This window comes from Acinetobacter sp. TWP2-2-3, assembly GCF_049896445.1.
Taxonomy (GTDB): Bacteria; Pseudomonadota; Gammaproteobacteria; order Pseudomonadales; family Moraxellaceae; genus Acinetobacter.
This window is the reverse complement of record NZ_JAFCUI010000010.1, coordinates 35,372-53,959: the sequence shown is the minus strand read 5'-3', so window position 1 is coordinate 53,959 and position 18,588 is coordinate 35,372. Positions and strand designations below refer to the sequence as shown.

The 18,588-nt window shown below is 33.1% G+C and carries 15 protein-coding genes and 1 pseudogene; 12 read left to right on the top strand and 4 right to left on the bottom strand.

All coding sequences use genetic code 11. The features are described 5' to 3' along the window. Positions 1-409: 409 nt before the first annotated feature. A complete protein-coding gene (locus ACP7AK_RS12690; RefSeq protein ID WP_425880038.1) occupies positions 410-1,486 on the bottom strand; it encodes a polysaccharide biosynthesis/export family protein in 1,077 nt (358 codons plus the stop codon). Between the two features lie 738 nt (positions 1,487-2,224). Between ACP7AK_RS12690 and rfbB the strand changes: the two genes are divergently transcribed. The 11 genes from rfbB to ACP7AK_RS12635 all read left to right on the top strand — a co-directional run bounded on the left by rfbB (position 2,225) and on the right by ACP7AK_RS12635 (position 13,492). Next, positions 2,225-3,283 carry a dTDP-glucose 4,6-dehydratase gene (gene rfbB / locus ACP7AK_RS12685; protein WP_310077491.1) on the top strand — a complete coding sequence of 353 codons (1,059 nt, stop codon included), beginning with the start codon at positions 2,225-2,227 and terminating at the stop codon, positions 3,281-3,283. Next, positions 3,283-4,158, top strand: coding sequence for a glucose-1-phosphate thymidylyltransferase RfbA (rfbA, locus tag ACP7AK_RS12680; protein ID WP_310077463.1), 876 nt, complete (start codon positions 3,283-3,285; stop codon positions 4,156-4,158). The genes rfbB and rfbA overlap by 1 nt, the downstream gene beginning before the upstream one ends. A 5-nt stretch (positions 4,159-4,163) precedes the next feature. Beyond that, positions 4,164-4,577, top strand: coding sequence for a sugar 3,4-ketoisomerase (locus ACP7AK_RS12675; protein WP_425880037.1), 414 nt, complete (start codon positions 4,164-4,166; stop codon positions 4,575-4,577). A 117-nt stretch (positions 4,578-4,694) separates the two neighbouring features. Beyond that, positions 4,695-5,786 (top strand): acyltransferase family protein, encoded by a 1,092-nt coding sequence (locus tag ACP7AK_RS12670; RefSeq protein WP_425880036.1) that lies wholly within the window; start codon positions 4,695-4,697, stop codon positions 5,784-5,786. 94 nt (positions 5,787-5,880) lie between these two features. Next, on the top strand, positions 5,881-6,996 hold the full coding sequence (locus ACP7AK_RS12665) for a DegT/DnrJ/EryC1/StrS family aminotransferase (RefSeq protein ID WP_005108299.1): 1,116 nt from the start codon (positions 5,881-5,883) through the stop codon (positions 6,994-6,996). Further along, entirely contained in the window at positions 6,997-8,241 is a 1,245-nt protein-coding gene (locus ACP7AK_RS12660; RefSeq protein ID WP_005108300.1) for an O-antigen translocase, read from the top strand. Positions 8,242-8,254: 13 nt separating this feature from the next. Then, a complete protein-coding gene (locus ACP7AK_RS12655) occupies positions 8,255-9,142 on the top strand; it encodes a glycosyltransferase family 2 protein (RefSeq protein ID WP_425880035.1) in 888 nt (295 codons plus the stop codon). A 150-nt stretch (positions 9,143-9,292) separates the two neighbouring features. After that, positions 9,293-10,432, top strand: a complete 1,140-nt coding sequence (locus tag ACP7AK_RS12650; RefSeq protein WP_005245440.1) for an O-antigen ligase family protein — start codon at positions 9,293-9,295, stop codon at positions 10,430-10,432. A gap of 2 nt (positions 10,433-10,434) precedes the next feature. Further along, the gene (locus tag ACP7AK_RS12645; protein WP_425880034.1) at positions 10,435-11,310 is read left to right on the top strand and encodes a glycosyltransferase family 2 protein; all 876 of its coding nucleotides are present in this window, start codon (positions 10,435-10,437) and stop codon (positions 11,308-11,310) included. Beyond that, positions 11,300-12,448, top strand: coding sequence for a glycosyltransferase family 4 protein (locus ACP7AK_RS12640; RefSeq protein ID WP_425880033.1), 1,149 nt, complete (start codon positions 11,300-11,302; stop codon positions 12,446-12,448). The genes ACP7AK_RS12645 and ACP7AK_RS12640 overlap by 11 nt, the downstream gene beginning before the upstream one ends. A 90-nt stretch (positions 12,449-12,538) precedes the next feature. Further along, a complete protein-coding gene (locus ACP7AK_RS12635; RefSeq protein WP_425880032.1) occupies positions 12,539-13,492 on the top strand; it encodes a GNAT family N-acetyltransferase in 954 nt (317 codons plus the stop codon). Between the two features lie 57 nt (positions 13,493-13,549). Here the strand turns inward: ACP7AK_RS12635 and ACP7AK_RS12630 are convergent. Next, positions 13,550-14,489: pseudogene (locus ACP7AK_RS12630) on the bottom strand (IS481 family transposase). Positions 14,490-15,060: 571 nt separating this feature from the next. Continuing rightward, complete coding sequence (locus tag ACP7AK_RS12625) at positions 15,061-15,207, bottom strand: hypothetical protein (RefSeq protein ID WP_425880031.1); 147 nt, start codon at positions 15,205-15,207, stop codon at positions 15,061-15,063. 585 nt (positions 15,208-15,792) lie between these two features. On the opposite strand from ACP7AK_RS12625, the gene ACP7AK_RS12620 reads away from it, so the two are divergent. Further along, on the top strand, positions 15,793-16,479 hold the full coding sequence (locus ACP7AK_RS12620) for a sugar transferase (protein ID WP_425880056.1): 687 nt from the start codon (positions 15,793-15,795) through the stop codon (positions 16,477-16,479). A 532-nt stretch (positions 16,480-17,011) separates the two neighbouring features. On the opposite strand, the gene ACP7AK_RS12615 is transcribed toward ACP7AK_RS12620, so the two are convergent. Then, complete coding sequence (locus tag ACP7AK_RS12615) at positions 17,012-18,448, bottom strand: capsule assembly Wzi family protein (RefSeq protein WP_224217118.1); 1,437 nt, start codon at positions 18,446-18,448, stop codon at positions 17,012-17,014. Positions 18,449-18,588: the final 140 nt, after the last annotated feature.

Genomic DNA, 18,588 nt, shown 5'->3' with positions numbered 1-18,588 from the left:
TGATTTTTCCAGTCGATGATATATTTTTAAATAAAATTCTAAAAAACTAATCAAAGACTTGCTGCTTTTCTGAGAAAGAATCCTACATATTTTGGTTTTATTGTCCTTTCTTAAAATATATCAACCAGCTGAAGGCCAGATATTTTTATTATGATCAGAATAATACGGTTTCTATTTAATCTGTTTCATATCGAGTTTTGAGCACCATGGGGTTGCAGGCGAAGTCCGTGGGCTTATATCAAAATAGTGGGTGTTCATTGATGACTATAATTATTCCAACTCACTGAATTTATAAATTTAATCTACGAGTGCAGGCGGATCTTATGAATAAATTTTCAGTCATTAATTTATACCACCCATATTTCCTAAAAGACCCCGAAAAGATTTTTAATTTTCATAGCTGAGTTACCTATCGTATAGCTGAATCAGCGACATATGAAAATGGAAGAATCTGGCTAACAACGCGTTCCCAACGAGTCAGACCTGTGGCATCAACATAGACAATGTCATTGCTACGCATTTTGAATTGTTTCGCCAAGCCAAAATCTCCAAGATTTTTTAGACTTAAGTGATATATTTCAGTCATCTGATTGTCCGAGTTGCCACGTAAGACATAAATCCGGCTAGAACTCGCGGAATAGGGATTAATCCCTTCACTTTCACCCAATACATCAGCGAGAGTCATGCCTTGGTCACGTATTGGTAAGGGTTTATTGGCACTGGCTTCACCCATGACATAGATCTTCTGGTTTTCACGAGGACTGATATAAAGAGTGTCATTCGGTTGAATCAATAGCTTATGCAAGGAATATCCAGCCTTTTCCAGTGCAATGGTATTCAGGTCATAGGTTACACCCTGCCGCACAAGTTGAATCGAAGTAGAGTCACCTTGCTCATTAATACCACCCGCCAAACCGAGTGCTGTATAAACACTGACTGGTTGATCAGACAAGTAAAATTGACCAGCTGATTTCACATTACCGACCACTGAATAGCGTTGTCCCTGATAGGAAATGACCCTCACCACCACATCCGGGCTGTTTAAGTAGGGAATTAATTGACGCCGTACTTCCTGATTCACTTGCGGAAGGGTTTTTCCAGCTGCTTTATAATGGCCAATGAACGGAAAGTGGATATAACCATTTCGGTCAATTTGGTAGCCGTTGTTATTATCACTTGCTGTAGGAACGGCGCTAATTTCAGGATAGGCCCATAATTGAAAGGATAAAATATCACCTGGATTCAAACGGTAATCCTGCACCTCAGTCTGAAATAAAGCAGCATAATGGCTAAGATTATGAGTTTGGGCAGACTGCAATACAGGCAGGGTGTCCTGATTCAATTTTATTAGATTGACTGGAGTTCCTAGTTCAGTTTGATAGATTCCTTCTTTTGGTAAATCATATGTTTGAAAGCCGGATATTGCTGCACATCCAACTAGAGATAGGCTGAAGGTAAAAATACCTAAAAGGTGTCTATAGTTCACTTGAAACCCCTTTATTTTTATATGTTCAGAATTGGTATTTATTAATAATTATTAATTTTTCTAATTCGATTTATGTGATTAACATCTAAAAAATATAATAGATCACATACCTTGTCTATAGCTATTTTTAAGTCAATTTAATAAGTTTAAAAAAATATACTGCGAAAAGATGGACGAAAATGGACGTGAAACCTTGATTAAACAAGCTATAGAGATATAGCGAATTACTTAAGTTTTAGAATAAGGATTAATTGTTTCCAATTGTTATTTTTTAATAGATGATGTAACTAAAAAATTAAGAACATAATCATAGTCAATATAGGAAAGTATTTTTATATAATTTTTATCCAATCTAAAGGTTTTTTAGATCATTGAATTTTATTAAATTTAAATAAAATTTAAATGATTTATAAGAAAAATTAATTTAAAATAATTAAAATAAGACTTTGTTAATTAAGATATTGGTAGAAAATTTTTGATGAATATTAAATTAATATTAGTTGAGAGATATATAAAAGATTAATGGCTATATAAACTTAGATGAGTTCTAAAAAATTAATTAAAATTATAAAATGTAACCACATTTAAGCATCTACTTTTTTATAAGTGGTTTGTATAATAAAATTAATATATGTTATGAACAAATCAATAAAAACAGATATGCCCAGAAGGCAGCAATACATTAAAAATAATTTGTGAAAAGTAAAATAAAAATATTAAAGGACACTAAAAATGATGATGAAAATATTGGTGACCGGTGGGGCTGGTTTTATTGGATCTGCTGTCATCCGGCATATCATTAAAGAGACTGAACATCATATTTTAAATGTTGATAAGTTAACTTATGCAGGTAACTTGGAATCATTAGTTTCTGTATTGGATCACCCTCGTTATCAATTCGCTCAAACTGATATTTGTGATCATGTATCTTTAGCGCGATTATTTTCAGACTTTGAGCCAGATGTGGTCATGCATTTGGCGGCAGAGTCTCATGTGGACCGTTCGATCGATGGACCGGCTGAATTTATCAGTACAAATATCGTCGGTACCTATACCTTATTAGAGGTTACACGAAAGTATTGGCAAAATTTGTCTGAAATTAAAAAATCTAGATTCAAATTCCATCATATTTCAACAGATGAAGTATATGGTGACTTAGAAGACACAACTGATCTATTCACTGAAACTACCCCTTATTTACCAAGTTCGCCCTATTCGGCAAGTAAAGCCAGTTCAGATCATTTAGTTCGGGCCTGGCATAGAACCTATGGTTTGCCGATTGTTGTCACGAACTGTTCGAATAATTATGGACCTTATCATTTTCCTGAAAAACTGATTCCTTTGATGATCTTAAATGCTTTGGAAGGCAGACCATTACCGGTCTATGGAGATGGTCAGCAGATTCGTGACTGGCTGTTTGTCGAAGATCATGCGCGTGCTTTATATCAGGTTGCGACTCAGGGTGTAGTGGGTGAGACCTATAATATTGGTGGATGGAATGAAAAACAAAATATAGAAGTGGTGAAAACTATTTGTCAGATTTTAGGTGAATTAAAACCACAACTGAACGGGCAAAGTTACGAAAGCTTAATCACCTTTGTTCAGGATCGGCCTGGACATGATTTACGCTATGCCATTGATGCCTCAAAAATTGAGAGGGAACTGGGGTGGAAGCCACAGGAATCATTCGAGACCGGTATCCGTAAAACTGTGCAGTGGTATCTGGATAATCTGCAATGGTGTCATCGTGTTCAGGATGGTTCGTATCAGCGTGAACGTTTAGGGGAGGCAGTATAATGTCAAAAACAATAAAGGGGATTATTTTAGCAGGCGGTTCGGGCACACGTTTGCATCCAATAACTAAAGGGATCTCGAAACAGCTACTTCCGATTTATGACAAACCAATGGTTTATTACCCATTATCTGTCCTGATGTTAGCCGGTATTAGTGAAGTTCTTATCATTAGTACTCCGGAGGATATTGAGGGATTTAAGCGTTTATTAGGAGATGGTTCACAGTTTGGCATGGAGCTGAGTTATGCGATTCAGCCTCATCCTGATGGTTTAGCACAAGCCTTTATCCTGGGCGAAAAATTTATTGGCCAAAGCAATGTATGTTTGGTGCTGGGCGATAATATTTTTTACGGGCAAGGTTTTACCCCTATGCTACGCCAGGCTGCAGCACGGCAAAAAGGAGCAACTGTATTTGGCTATCAGGTGAAAGATCCTGAACGCTTTGGTGTTGTAGAATTTGATGAACAGCAACGTGTTATGTCAATTGAAGAAAAACCGAAACATCCTAAATCTAATTTCGCTGTGACGGGCCTATATTTCTATGACAATGATGTGATTCAAATTGCCAAACAAGTAGAACCATCTGAGCGAGGAGAGTTAGAGATTACTTCAATTAACCAGGCATATCTGGAGCGCGGTGATTTAAATGTTGAATTATTAGGGCGTGGTTTTGCCTGGTTAGATACAGGTACACAGGGCAGCCTGCTTGAAGCAGCTCAATTTGTAGAAACTATTGAAAAACGTCAAGGTTATAAAGTTGCCTGCTTGGAAGAAATTGCCTTAAATAATGGCTGGTTGAGCAGAGAGGAAGTTTTAGCGATTGGTCAAACAATGAATAAAAATGGCTATGGCCAATATCTGATTTCTTTAGTGGGGTAATAACTATGAATCTCATCGAGTGGATAGAATTACCTAATCTGGGAGATCATCGTGGCAGCTTGGTGGTCGCTGAAGCCAATCGGAATGTTCCTTTTAGTATACAGAGGCTCTATTATATTTTCGGTGCTCAGCCTGATGTTCCTCGTGGATTTCATGCACATAAAGAGCTTCAACAAATTGCTTTTTGCATTCAAGGCAGTTGCAAAATGCTGATGAATAATGGCAAAGAAAAACAAGAGGTCTTAATAGGTCAGTCTAATAAAGGATTATTTATCCCGCCAATGGTTTGGCATGAGATGCATGATTTTTCAGAAGATTGCATATTGTTGGTATTGGCAAGCGATCACTATGATGAAAATGACTATATCCGTAACTATGACCAGTTTTTAGAAGAAGCAGATAAGGTTGTTATTGAATAGATAGTTAGATAATTAAAATTACGAAAAATAATTCATGAGTATGATGGCTTTTGTTAATAAAGAAGCTTCAGAAAATAGAATTATAAATAATAATAAATATTTAAGGAGATGTATGAGATGATTAAACCACTTACATCATTGCGTATGTTTTTTGCGCTATTTGTTTTTCTTAGTCATTTGGCCTTTCTAAAAAATGATACAAATTATGAAAATATTTTTAACAGTATTTTTAATGAAGGATTTTTAGGCGTCAGTTTTTTCTTTATATTAAGCGGATTTATTTTATCCTATAATTATAAAGAAAAATTTATTATAGGAAATATTTCAAAAAAAGAGTTTTATATTTCTCGTTTAGCAAGAGTGTATCCAGTACATATTGCGACTACGGCACTTGTACTCCTGTTAACCTTTATTCAATCTGGAAAAGGGTGGGAGTACTTAATTCAACACATTTTTCTGATACAAAGCTTTTTTTTAGAAGAAAATATTCATTTTTCATTAAATTCTCCTTCTTGGAGTATTTCTGACGAATTGTTCTTTTATCTACTTTTTCCATTTGCATTTTTAATTTCTGAAAAAATAAGAACTTATATTTTTATTTTATATCTAGTAGGTATTTTAATTCTTAATATGCAGCTTAATAAAAATCAGGATCACTATTGGTTGTATATTTCACCATTTGTACGTTTCTCTGATTTTTTACTGGGTATTATTCTATTTGATCTTTATGAAAAAATAAAAGTTACTTATTCTAAAATAAATATACCTACTTTTATATTTGAATTAGGAGTAATTTTAATTTTTATTTTATTCTTTGTGTTTCATAACAAGATAGATATAAGCTATAGATACTCAATATATTATTGGCTACCTATGGCAGCAATTATTCTTATTTTTGCATTGTCTCATGTTGCTCAGAAAAAAAGTATTATTACTAATTTCTTATCAAATAAATATATGGTATTGGCGGGGGAAATCAGTTTTTCTTTTTATTTACTGCATGTTTTGGAAATACAAATTTTAAATTATATAAAAAAAATACTATCATTTAATATAGACTTAATGTTGTTCTCATTCATTATTTTTATTGTGACTTTAATAGCTAGTTTTATAATGTATAAGTATATTGAAAAGCCTCTAAATAGGAAAATGAAGAAATTTTTATTAGAGCCAGGTTTTAAAAAAAAGAGTTATGAACTTAATAAATAATATTGGATTTTTACTTTAATTAATATAAATATATTAATTTTGATGAACGTAGAATTAAAAAGTAATAATAAATTTTTATATGAGATTGATAAGAATGATTCCTTTTCTTGACCTAAAAGCGATAAATGCTCAATACCGCGACAAACTTTTAGCAGCTTGTACACAGGTCATTGATTCCGGCTGGTATATCAGTGGCAAAGAAGTAGAGGATTTTGAAAGAAAATTTGCGGATTATTGTGGAACACAGTATGCCATAGGAGTTGCCAATGGGTTAGATGCGCTTATTCTGACTCTGCGTGCATGGAAGGAATTGGGGAGACTGAATGAAGGGGATGAGGTCATTGTACCTTCAAATACCTATATTGCGAGTATTTTGGCAATTTCACAGAATAATCTAAAACCGGTGTTGGTCGAACCGGATATTCATACTTTTAATATTGATGCTAAAAAAATTGAAGCAGCTATCACCACAAAAACAAAGGCGATTTTGCCTGTTCACTTATATGGGCAGCTTGCTGCAATGCCAGAAATTATGGTCATTGCCAAGAAATATAATTTACTGGTCTTGGAGGATTCAGCACAAGCCCATGGTGCTGAAATAGATGGTAAAAAAGCAGGCAGTTGGGGAGATGCCTCAGGCTTCAGTTTTTATCCGGGTAAAAATTTGGGTGCGTTAGGGGATGCCGGGGCGATTACCACCAATGATGCCGAGTTAGCGCATATGCTTAAGGCTATACGTAATTATGGCTCACACGAAAAATATAAAAATCTGGTACCTGGGGTAAATAGTCGCCTTGATGAAATTCAGGCGGCAATCTTGAATGTGAAACTGAAATTTTTAGATCAGGAGAACCAGTATCGTCGTCATATTGCAGATCTTTATTTAAAAGAAATTCAGAACTCAGCGATTGAGCTTCCATTCACAAATATAAATGCCGAAACTGATACACAGCATGTTTGGCACTTATTTGTGATCCGAACTCAACATCGGGAACAATTACAAAAACATTTAGCAGAGCACGGGGTACAGACATTGATTCATTATCCGATTCCACCGCATAAGCAGCAAGCCTATCAGGAGTGGAATAATTTCAGTTTACCAATTTCAGAACAAATTCATGCTGAGGTCTTGAGCTTGCCGATTGGACCGACTTTATCTATTGATGAGGCAAAGCAGGTTGTTCAGTTATGTAATGGTTTTCAAGCATAGATGAATTTACTTAGGACCAGTGTACTCAATGGCGTGGCAGTTTTGATTAAGACCATCACCATGTTTGTACTGAATAAAATTTTAGCTGTATATCTAGGACCCACTGGATATGCAGCGATAGGACAGTTCCAGAATTTTATTCAAATGGTGACTACTTTTGCAGGGAGTGCAATTAATACCGCAGTCGTAAAATATACAGCCGAATATCATGAGGATGAAAGTAAACAACGTGCAATTTGGAAAACAGCAGGTAGTATTATTTTTCTGTTTAGTCTGATTTTCGCGTTTCTCATATTAATTTTTCAAGGACAACTCTCACTTTATATTTTCCATTCACTTAAATACCAGACAGTTTTTATATGGTTTGCAGTTTTTTTGATATTTTTTAATTTTAATACACTGTTTTTAGCGATATTAAATGGAAAAAAAGAAATATTAAAATTAGTGCTTGCAAATATTGCAGGTAGTTTATTTGCTCTTATTATCACAAGTGTGCTGGCAATTAAGTTACATTTATATGGAGCTTTAGTTGCATTATCCATTTATCAGTCTATTGCATTTATAGTGACGTTATTTCTATGTTATAGAGCGAACTGGTTTAAGTTTTCATCTCTCCTAGGAAAAATAGACCTAGAAATTACCAAAAAGTTTAGCTCATTTATTCTCATGGCATTAGTGAGTGCGATTTGTGTACCCCTGTCTCAAATGTTAATTAGAGCATATTTAACTCAGGAGTTTAGTCTGGCATATGCAGGTTACTGGGAAGCGATGATCCGACTAAGCACGGTATACCTTATGCTGGTCACGACAACATTGGGAGTGTATTACTTACCCCGATTATCAGAGCTAAATAAGATTGATGAAATTAAGAAAGAAGTTTATTTGGGCTATAAATTTCTTTTTCCACTGACTGTAGTAGGAGGAATTATTGTTTTCGTACTACGTGATTGGATAATTAATTTACTATTCACTCCATCTTTCGCACCCATGCAGGACTTGTTCTTTTGGCAAATGATGGGGGATGCATTAAAAATAGGAAGCTGGATACTCGCCTATTTAATGCTAAGCAAAGCAATGACCAAACTGTACATTTCTACAGAAATTATATTTACCTTATCCCTTATTGCTTTGACCTATGTATGTACCCAGTTTTTTGGATTTAAAGGTGTTTCAATTGCCCACCTAATAAATTATGGGATGTATTGGATAGTAATCAGTTTATTTATATTTAAACAATTAAAATAAAGAGATATATAATATGATAATTGAGCAATCTTTAGTTTCCATCATTATACCAAGTTATAATCATGAGAGATTCGTGTGTGACAGTATCCGGAGTGTCATTGACCAGTCTTACCAGAATATTGAGTTAATTGTCATTGATGATGGATCTACAGATTCTTCAGTAGAAAAAATACAAGGACTGATTCCGATCTGTGAAAAACGGTTCATCCGGTTTGAGTTTAGACATCGACCCAATAAGGGCTTGAGTGCAACCTTGAATGAAGCATTAGAATGGACACAAGGAGAATATTTTTCTTCTCTAGCTTCAGATGATATAATCTTAAAAGATAAAATAAAGATACAATCAGAATTTTTAAACCAGAATAAAAATTGTATCGCAGTATTTGGAGGAGTAGCAATTATTGATAATGATTCTAATCTTGTAAAAAATAGGGTTAAAAAAAGACAAAGTTATAATTTTGAAAAAATTTTATTATTAGAACATGATTTACCAGCTACGACCCAACTGATCCGATCTAAAGCTGTGAAAAAAATTGGTGGTTATGATGCTAAGGTAAAAATTGAAGACTGGTATATGTGGTTGCTTTTAGCACGGGAAGGGGAGTTATGTTATCTTCCTGTTGTTTTTGCTAAATACAGGCTGCATGATAATAATATGCATAAACAGACGTCTCTTATGCATGATTCGAGAATGATGATTTTAAATGAGTACCAAAATCATATTCTATTTAATAAAGCAAAAAAAAGAGCTTTATGGATAAATGCATTTGAGTTGGGGTTGTTTTCCAAAAAGAAATCATTAGAAAAAATGCTAAGCATTTTGAGAGAATATCCATCTGAAATTTTAACATATGATTTTTTTAGGTTTTTTTACTGGTTGCTTATTAAAAAAGATTTTTAATATAAATAAGTTTGATAAATGTTATTAATTTTGTTAAAGAATAATTTTTAAAATATATTAAATAAGAAAATAATTGAATTAATAATATAAAATATTAATCGGTTCTTTTACTTTTCTATCAAGTAAAAGACAATAAGAAAGGAATGGATAATGATTATTTTAAATGAAACTAATTCAAAAAATAACATTATTTTTTTAAGTGATACTAATATAAGAGATAAATCAATTATATATCTTATACTGTTTTCATTTTTTTTATCTCAGTTTTATTTTTGGTCAAGTGGAGTTCCACAATTCAGCCATATTTTTATTATGGGTGCTATTTTATTGCTATTTAGCAAGAGCTCTAAAATAAATATTGAATATTCAAATATAATTTTATTATTTGTTGCTTATGCAATTTGTGTAAATTTTGCTTGGTATTTAATTGTTCTCGATTCAAGTTATATGATGTCGACTGTTTACTGGATATTTAATTTATTATTTTTTCTATTAATGATGAATTTAAATCAAGTTCAGATTAACTTTTTCTATGAAAAATTATTATTCCTAATTCCTTTTTCCTATATTGTTGAAATTATTATTTGGGCAAGCAACTTAGGTCGTTATGATTTTGAACCTCGATATAATGGTCTTTTTAATGATCCTAATCAGATGGCATTTTGGGTGCTGAGTAGCTGTGCAATTTATCTGTATATTTCAGGAAATGGCTTTAAAAAAATAACTATCTATTTTTTAGCCTTATTCTTAATTTTATTGACCATGTCAAGATCTGCTTCAGTTGGTTTTTTAATGTTAACTCTGGGACTTATATTTAGTCAAAAAGGAGACCTAAATAAAAGAATATTTGTATTCATTGGAACATTAGTGTTTTTTGGAAGCTTAAGCTACTTTTTATATAACTTGGGGGTCTTTGATAGTATTGCACTACGCTTTATAGAAGGGTTAGATCAACGAGACAGTCAGGTAGAAGGGCGTGGTCTTTTCAGTTTTTTAGATTATCCTCAATATTTAATTTTTGGTGCTGGGCAAGGCGCCCACTGGTTATATAACCCTACAGGAAATGAAATTCATTCAACTTGGTTAGGTATCTTATTTTATTATGGGATTATAGGAATATCCTTATTTTTAATATTTTTATATCAAATATTTAAGAAACTATCGCTTTCCAACAAGATGATATTATTAGGGCCAATGTTATATGGGTTTACCACTTATAGCGCAAGAACAATTATTTTTTGGTTTTTATTGGCGGCTTTTTTATTATTCTCAAATAATAAGGATGAATAAATATGTATATTTCTATCGGAATTCCATTTTTTAATGCTGAAAAATTCTTGGAAGATGCGATTAAATCTGTCCTTGTCCAAACTTTTCAAGACTGGGAACTCATACTGGTAGATGATGGTTCGACAGACCGGTCTTTAGAAATAGCCCGATCATTTGTTGATTCTCGAATCCGTATCATTTCTGACGGTTATAATAGAAGATTACCCTATCGCTTAAATCAGATTATTAGTGAAGCAAAATATGACATTATTGCGCGTATGGATGCTGATGATTTAATGGCTGTAGACCGGCTTGAAAAACAGATTAAAGTCCTAACTAAAAATCCAGAGATTGATTTAGTTGTTACCAGCTTGTATTCCATTGGAAATAAAAATGAAATTCTGGGGAAAAGAATTTTTTCTACCCACCAGATGCAGCCAAAAGAAATTTTGCAAGGGTTGACAAATTTATTACATCCTTCACTTCTTGCACGTAAGGCATGGTGTCAAAGAAATCCTTATCAGGAAAATAACTGCCTAGCTGAAGATTATGAATTATGGCTCTCAGCAGCTATAAAAAATGATTTTAATTATATGGTAATGCAAGAACCATTGTATTTTTATCGAGAAGTAGAAAATGTAAAAAAAGAGAAAATGATCCGTGGTTATAATACCCAGATTGAAGTAATCAAAAAATATTATAATAATATAATCGCTGATCGCGAAAAAAATAAGATTCTTCTAAAATTTGAGATAAAAAAAATTATTGTAAAAATATTAAATTTTCTTAATTTAATGCAGATTTTACATAAACGTAGAATTACTACTGTTTCTGAAAGCGATAAAATTTTTTATGCTTCACAATTAGAAATTATAGAGTGTTTAAATAATGATAAATAAAAAAATTGCTATTATAGGTTCTACTGCTTATAACCTTTATAATTTTCGTAAAGATTTTATTTTTGCATGTTTAGAGCAGGGTCATCAGGTTTATGCTTTTGTATCAGAGTATGATGATCAGTGGCTAGATACAATTAAAAATCTTGGAGCGACCCCTATTACCTATCAACTTAGTCGAGGGGGGGTAAATCCATTATCTGATCTATATTCTATTTTTCAACTTATAAATAAAATAAAAAAAATTCAACCTGATATAGTATTTTCATACTCAACTAAACCAGTTATTTATGCAACTTTAGCTGCTTACAGAACGAAAGTTCCTTATATTTATGGCATGATTGAAGGATTGGGTTCGCCTTTTACCATTCATAAACATGGGCAAAGTCTGAAAGCCCAATTTATACGTTTTGTGCAAATTTCTCTATATCGGCTGGCATTTCCATACTTAGATAAAATTATATTCTTAAATCATGATGACCCTAAAGATTTAGTACATTACTATAATATTCCTCATAAAAAAAATGCGATTGAAGTTTTAGGACCTATTGGGCTGAATTTAAAAGATTTTAGCTATAAAAAATGGGATGATCAAAAAAATATATCTTTTATTTTTGTAGCTAGATTAATTGCTGAAAAGGGAATATTTGAGTATTTACAGGCTGCTAAAATAATTAAAAAAAAATATCCTAATATAATATTTAAGATTATAGGTTGTTTAGATACAGAAAACCCTACAGGACTGAAACAAGTAGAATTAAACCAGCTAATAGAGAAAGGTATAATAGAATATGATGGGTTTGTTAAAGATGTAGCTAATCGAATAAGTAATAGTACTGTATTTGTATTGCCCTCATATTATCGTGAAGGTGTTCCTCGTAGTATGCAAGAAGCTATGGCTATTGGACGTCCAGTTATTACAACAGATGTACCAGGCTGTAATGAAACTATAGAAGATGGAGTCACAGGTTTCTTGATTCCAAAATGGGATGTAGCAGCATTAGTAAACAAAATGATTTATTTTATAGAACATCCTGAACGAGTAAATAAAATGGGATATCAAGGATTTCTATATGCTAAAAAAAATTTTAATGCTGATCATATAAACCATAGATTATTGCAAATATTGAAAATGGATTAGCTTTTAGGAATCATTTTTAAATATAAACTTTGGTTATATCTAGGTTGAAAATAATAAATAGAGAATATTTATAATATCCAGGAGATTGTAGTGAGTGAAGAGGCAAGCTTTAAAATAAAAAAATATGAAGATTTAGATAAAATAATGTGGAATGATTTTTTATTAAAATGTAAAAATTATCATTTTATGTTTAATCGGGATTTTATGGAGTATCATTCTGATCGTTTTAAGGATTTCTCATTAATATTTAAAAATGATAAACATAAAATCATAGCTTTATTGCCTGGAAATATTAAAGATAAGATTTTTTATAGTCATCAAGGTCTAACCTTTGGTGGGTTTTTGATTGATAGGGGAGTGCATACAGCTGATATGCTTGAACTCTTTGCTCAATTAAAGATTTTTTTAAAAGAAAACAATATTGAAAAAATCGTATATAAATGTATCCCGGTCATTTATCATAATTATCCAGCGCAAGAAGATTTATATGCTTTATTTAGAAATCATGCAAACCTTTATCGTAGAGATATAAGTGTTTCTATTGATTTAGAGGAAGAGTATTCATATTCAGAGAGCAAAAAAAGATCCATTAAGAAACTCAAAAAAAATGGGGTAATTTGCGAAGAGGTAGATCAGCCTAGTATAGTCTGGGGTGTTCTTCGTGAAGTATTAAATCAGCATCATAACCAACAGCCTGTACATAATGAAATTGAGATAGATTTATTGAAAAGCAGATTTCCCAATAATATAAGAGCTTATAAGTGCTGTCTGGATGGGCAGATTGTTGCAGCAGCAGTTACTTTTGAAACAGAGAGAGTGGTTCATGCTCAGTATTTGGCTAGTAATGATAAGGGGAGAGAAGAAAAAGTATTAGACTATCTGATTGATTTTTTAATAAATAACAGTAAGAAATTTGCCAAAATATTTGACTTTGGTACTTCTAATGAAAATGAAGGGAAATTTTTAAATACGGGGTTGATTAATCAAAAAGAAAGATTTGGTGCTCGTGCGATTGTACATGATTTTTATAATATAGATCTTTAATCTTTATTTCACAAACAGATGATTACAGGCTTATTCAATCGCATAAGGATGTGTGATTCATAGAGATCGTTTCAATTTAGCGATCTCTAAATCCATTTTGTAATTGGGATGTTGAATCCGTTTATTTGAGGGGGGTGTATTGCTTCTGGACTTCATCTGAGAAAGGAGTTTCTTCACATAATTCAAAGTACCTCTCCATCGGTGTTTTACCTTTCAAAGCTGAATGTGGTCTCATCCAGTTATAGTAATGCTGCCATTCGGCTAACTTGTCTTGGATATCCTCAGAATCGATATCTACAGTAGCGTAGAACTCAGATTTATCAGTCTTTTGTGAGCGCTCTACCTTGCCATTCAGATGAGGTGAACCTGGTTTATTTGGCCTAAATTTGATTCCATGCTGCATCATTTTTTCTGTACTTTTTCAGCAAAGAATTCCCGCCCACGATCGGTCTGTATTCGCTGTATGGGAAAAGGCATTTCTTCAATTACGCAGCCTAAAAAGTCGAGAGTATTCGCTGCTGTTCGGCGTGTATATATCCTTAAAACGCGATATCGTGTGCAGTCATCGATAGATGTGTACTGATATAGTCCTGGACCCAGTTTACAGGTATCCATTTGAATTCTATCGCCTGGTAATGGACGTTCATAACGAATGAAATTGCTTTACGACGGAATTTTTTAATCGGTTTGACTTGATGGGGGAATAGTACTTTATGGATAGTCGCTAAGGACAACGAGACTCCGTGCAGCCTCATCAATTCTGTTTGCAAACGTCGAGCACCAAGATTTCTAGCTCAGCATTGATTTTAGTATTTGGCGATTTTAAGGGACGTCTACTCTGGCTACTTAATCCATCAATACCTTGCTCAGAATATCGTTTCCACCACTTGTGTAACGTTGGTCTAGAAATGCCACATCTCCGACAAACTAGACCAGCATCATTAGTCTCTTCAAATAATTTAACCCATACGAGTCTTTGTTGAATTTCTCTGTTCATAGACACCCATTATATTGAAATGATGTCTATGAATCACACAGCGAATAAGTCTTAAGCAATAATTTGATGGCCAACTAATTGTCATCTCTATAACTAATCCTTAATAAATCAAAAATATCACGATTCGGTTTGATGTTAATACTCAATATTATGTGCAATCGAATGACTGCTAAGATTAAAGTCAAATCTATTTCTGTGTTGTCATTCAATACTGTTTTAATGATTATTTCCCCATTTAAACTTTTTTACGTATGTTTAGAGCTTTTTATAAGCCTAATCGCAATCTATCTGTACTTAGTTAAATAGCATTGGACTATCCGGTGCTTTAAAAAAAGATAAGAATATATGAATATTGTATTTCACTATCAAAAAGCAGCTGTAGATTTTACGAAACTGTAGATAGTACAGGATTGAAATTTTTATATAAAAATATATGAAAATATAAAAACTAACCTGAATATGACTATCAATAGTCAAAATAACTCAAGGACATAATGATTAAATTATAAAAATTATGTTATTCAAATTTTTACAAATGATATAAGTAAATTTTAGGGATTTGGATATCCATCTAATAGAATTGTTGATCCTGTTGATCCTGTTGATCCTGTTGATCCTGTTGATCCTGTTGATCCTGTTGATCCTGTTGATCCTGTTGATCCTGTTGATCCTGTTGATCCGATGTAAAATTCGTGTTCTTTATCACAATGTCTAGCATTACCTTACATTTTGTCACATTTTTTTTAATGTGAGCTGTATTGTATTTTGTAATGAATATTTTATTCGATTAACAATAACTTTCTTTATTTACTATTAATATGTAGTAGGTCTTATTAAATAGAAATAATTTACGAAGTGGCTTATTTTGTTGAAGAATTTGTAAAAAATTTGTTGCAATATTGAATAAATTTTCATTAATAATATTTAAATAAAAAATTTAATAAAAAAATATTATTATAAGATTATTTTTTGGTTGGTAGCCTTTACCTAAAATATACCTCTACTTAAAAAATAACACTCTTGATATGATTGAAAAAAAATAGACATATCGAGGTGTTTATTAATGAATCTAAAAAAATATAAAAATAAAATCAAAAAAAATCAAGAAAGTAATATTTTAATATATAAACCTTTGTTTGATGAGAAAAATAATATTTTATTAAAAAGATATTCAGAAAATAAGGGTGAATATAGAAGTAAAATAATACAATTTTCTTCAGAAAAAGATCGATCAAATAAAATGAATAAAAAAAAATTTAGGTATTTTATGCATAAAGGTAATTTAATTTTAAGAAATTCTTTAATACCTCAAGTACATTTTTATTCCTTTGCTTATTTATTTGAAGGTAAAGAAGATGTATCTAAGCGATTAATTGATATAGTTATTGCATTAATGGCTTTAATTATATTATTTCCAATTTTTATTATAGTGGCTTATAAGGTTCAAAAAAATTTAGGTTCTCCAATTTTCTTTTATCAAGAAAGACCGGGTAAAAATGGTAAATTATTTAAAATGATTAAATTTCGTTCTATGAGGAATGCAATAGATAAGGATGGTAATCCTTTACCTGATAAACTTCGCATCACTTCATTTGGAAAAAAATTACGTTCTACTAGTTTAGATGAAATGCCTCAGCTGATTAATGTTTTAAAAGGAGATATGAGTATTGTCGGACCTCGACCTCAAATGAAAGAGTTTCTTCAACATTATACTGAAGAACAAATGAGACGACATGAAGTAAAACCTGGTATGACAGGACTTGCTCAGGTCAGTGGACGTAATAATTTATCTTGGGAAGAAAAATTTGAATTAGATGTGCAATATGTTGAACGGTATAATATATGGCTTGATTTTAAAATTATGTTTAAAACGGCTAAAGTGATGTTGAGTCAAGAGGGAGTCAATGCTCCTGATCAGGAAGTCGGTGCTGCGCGCTTTTCAAAAAAAAGCATTCATGACACTAGTTTATTTACAAAAGAGGTGAAATAACACCAAGTATGCATAAATAAGACTTTCACGAAAGCTAAATGCGGAGTACTACAAGATTATATGTAGACTATTAATATTGAGCATAGGCGAGTATTAGCACAATGCACCTATGGCTATCAACTACAGGTATCGAATGAGATACGAGTAAAAAACTGAATGTTAGATTGACAGTTCTACAAAAATAGTAAGTGTATGAAAAGTGGTTTGAGATCAATGTGACACTCAGGCTAGAAAATTGATGCTGACGCAAGTGATTAATAAAAGGTATAGTCAGTCCTGAGCTACTGAGCCATATATTAGTTGATAAGTATGGTGATTATTGACCCTTCTCTCATAAGTAGCTGATTTATCAGCGGGCTGGGGTCAATCACCTTTTTAAAGACTGGTTCAGTCGGTGTAGGGCAGCTCGATGCATTATCGGATACTCAATAAAAAACCAGCAAGCGCTAGTTTTTTATTTTCAGTTTCATCAGTATTTTGGGAGCTATGGGAAAGTTGTCGCTACCACCCGTACTTGAGTGTTGAATAGGTCTTAATAGGAAAATAAGCCCTTTTCTAAGGGGAATTCGATACCAATTGATACACCGCCATCGTTACCATGTACCTTAGAGTCACCCACCCACCCATTCAGTTTAAGTGGAATGTCTGGGCGTAGATAATGTGTCCAGGTTAGATCTAGCGCTTTTAATTCATCTTGCTGCGGAAACGCCAGATTAGTGGCTCGATTGGATTCATTTAGTTTGGCTAATAATACCCGTGCATTGAGTCGATTTAAAGAATCAAAACGAATATCACCGCCAATAGATATCATTTGTCCATCACCTCCTATAGCATGCGCTAGAGGATAGCCATGTTGGTAAAAACCATCTGTATATACACTATGATTATAGGAAATGCCCTGTACCTTGCCATTGGTACGCGTGTCTGCCCATTCGGTATACAGTTGGAAAGGCATATTGTTATAACTTGATGAATAATCGACTCCAGCCAAATACATTTTTTTGGCCGGCAAGCCGCCTGCTTCATCTTCACCAACATATTGCGCATAGATACCCATCGGGACTTGCACGAGGGGATGTAGATTTAAGCGTGCATCAAAACCAGCAATTTGATTTGACGGATTAATGGTGTCGCCATATACATTATCTTTACCAATTAATGCATCCCAAAATGAGTCAAAATTTTCAGGTCTTCCTTCACCACCCCATTGAATAGCACGTGATGCACCAAGCTCCAAAGAGGGTAAAGGTTGTGCAGTGACACGTAAGCCAATCAGTTTGGCATCAGGCACAGCATCGTAGTCATCCAGTTGTCCGGCAAAAGCTTGATATTGCCAAGGTCCAATCCAGGCCAACCATTTGTTTGCAAAGGCATTCTGTTCGGCACGCTGCATCGTCATGCCATAGACAGGGCGGTTGGCATCACCACGAATTAAACTGCCATCATGTGCAGGACCCCAGTAGGTTGGGATCTGTCCAGCAATCAGCCATTGATTCCATAATTTTCCAGCGATATATGAGCCTTCAAGATTAAGATCTTGATCATTGTCAATCTGTAGATCTTTTTCTGCGTTCACACGAATTCTGGCATCCCAGTTCTCGTTACCCGCATTTAGCTCGATGCCTATCTGGTATTGCGCTTTTTGCTGATCGCCAAAGGCTTGAGGAATATTCTTTTGATCAGTTTCTGCAAATAAGGATGCTTTGAGCAACTGGTTATTGGCATTCAAATGTGTCAATACAGTATCAATTACTTTTTGCTGAGTATTATTGTTGATTTTAGCTTGGGCAAGAGCACGTTGAATTTCATCACCACTCATTGGCCAAGTGGAAGTACTGATTTGAATCACACCCTGCTGATTAAGCCAGTTTAAATCGGTACGTAAGTTTTGGTCATTTAAAGCGATGCCTTGTGCAAAGGCGAGGGAAGAATTTAATGCCAAGGTAGCGAGCAGTGTTTTGGATAACATTCTTGTATATTCTCAGGACTTTTAAACTATAACCACGATAGGTTTTTTAGTTGATTTTTTCAACAATCATTTGCAATAAATGTAAGGAAGGATAATTTCACACCCTGCTCAAACAGAGTGTGAAATTTGAGTTTAGAATA

Excerpts from the sequence above, each read along its gene's own strand:
- ACP7AK_RS12640 (WP_425880033.1), top strand. The coding sequence starts at position 11,300 with ATGATAAATAAAAAAATTGCTATTATAGGTTCTACTGCTTATAACCTT.
- ACP7AK_RS12675 (WP_425880037.1), top strand. The coding sequence starts at position 4,164 with ATGAATCTCATCGAGTGGATAGAATTACCTAATCTGGGAGATCATCGT.
- ACP7AK_RS12670 (WP_425880036.1), top strand. The coding sequence starts at position 4,695 with ATGATTAAACCACTTACATCATTGCGTATGTTTTTTGCGCTATTTGTT.
- ACP7AK_RS12660 (WP_005108300.1), top strand. The coding sequence starts at position 6,997 with ATGAATTTACTTAGGACCAGTGTACTCAATGGCGTGGCAGTTTTGATT.
- ACP7AK_RS12650 (WP_005245440.1), top strand. The coding sequence starts at position 9,293 with ATGATTATTTTAAATGAAACTAATTCAAAAAATAACATTATTTTTTTA.
- ACP7AK_RS12655 (WP_425880035.1), top strand. The coding sequence starts at position 8,255 with ATGATAATTGAGCAATCTTTAGTTTCCATCATTATACCAAGTTATAAT.
- rfbA (WP_310077463.1), top strand. The coding sequence starts at position 3,283 with ATGTCAAAAACAATAAAGGGGATTATTTTAGCAGGCGGTTCGGGCACA.
- rfbB (WP_310077491.1), top strand. The coding sequence starts at position 2,225 with ATGAAAATATTGGTGACCGGTGGGGCTGGTTTTATTGGATCTGCTGTC.
- ACP7AK_RS12645 (WP_425880034.1), top strand. The coding sequence starts at position 10,435 with ATGTATATTTCTATCGGAATTCCATTTTTTAATGCTGAAAAATTCTTG.
- ACP7AK_RS12615 (WP_224217118.1), bottom strand. The coding sequence starts at position 18,448 with ATGTTATCCAAAACACTGCTCGCTACCTTGGCATTAAATTCTTCCCTC.
- ACP7AK_RS12625 (WP_425880031.1), bottom strand. The coding sequence starts at position 15,207 with ATGCTAGACATTGTGATAAAGAACACGAATTTTACATCGGATCAACAG.
- ACP7AK_RS12665 (WP_005108299.1), top strand. The coding sequence starts at position 5,881 with ATGATTCCTTTTCTTGACCTAAAAGCGATAAATGCTCAATACCGCGAC.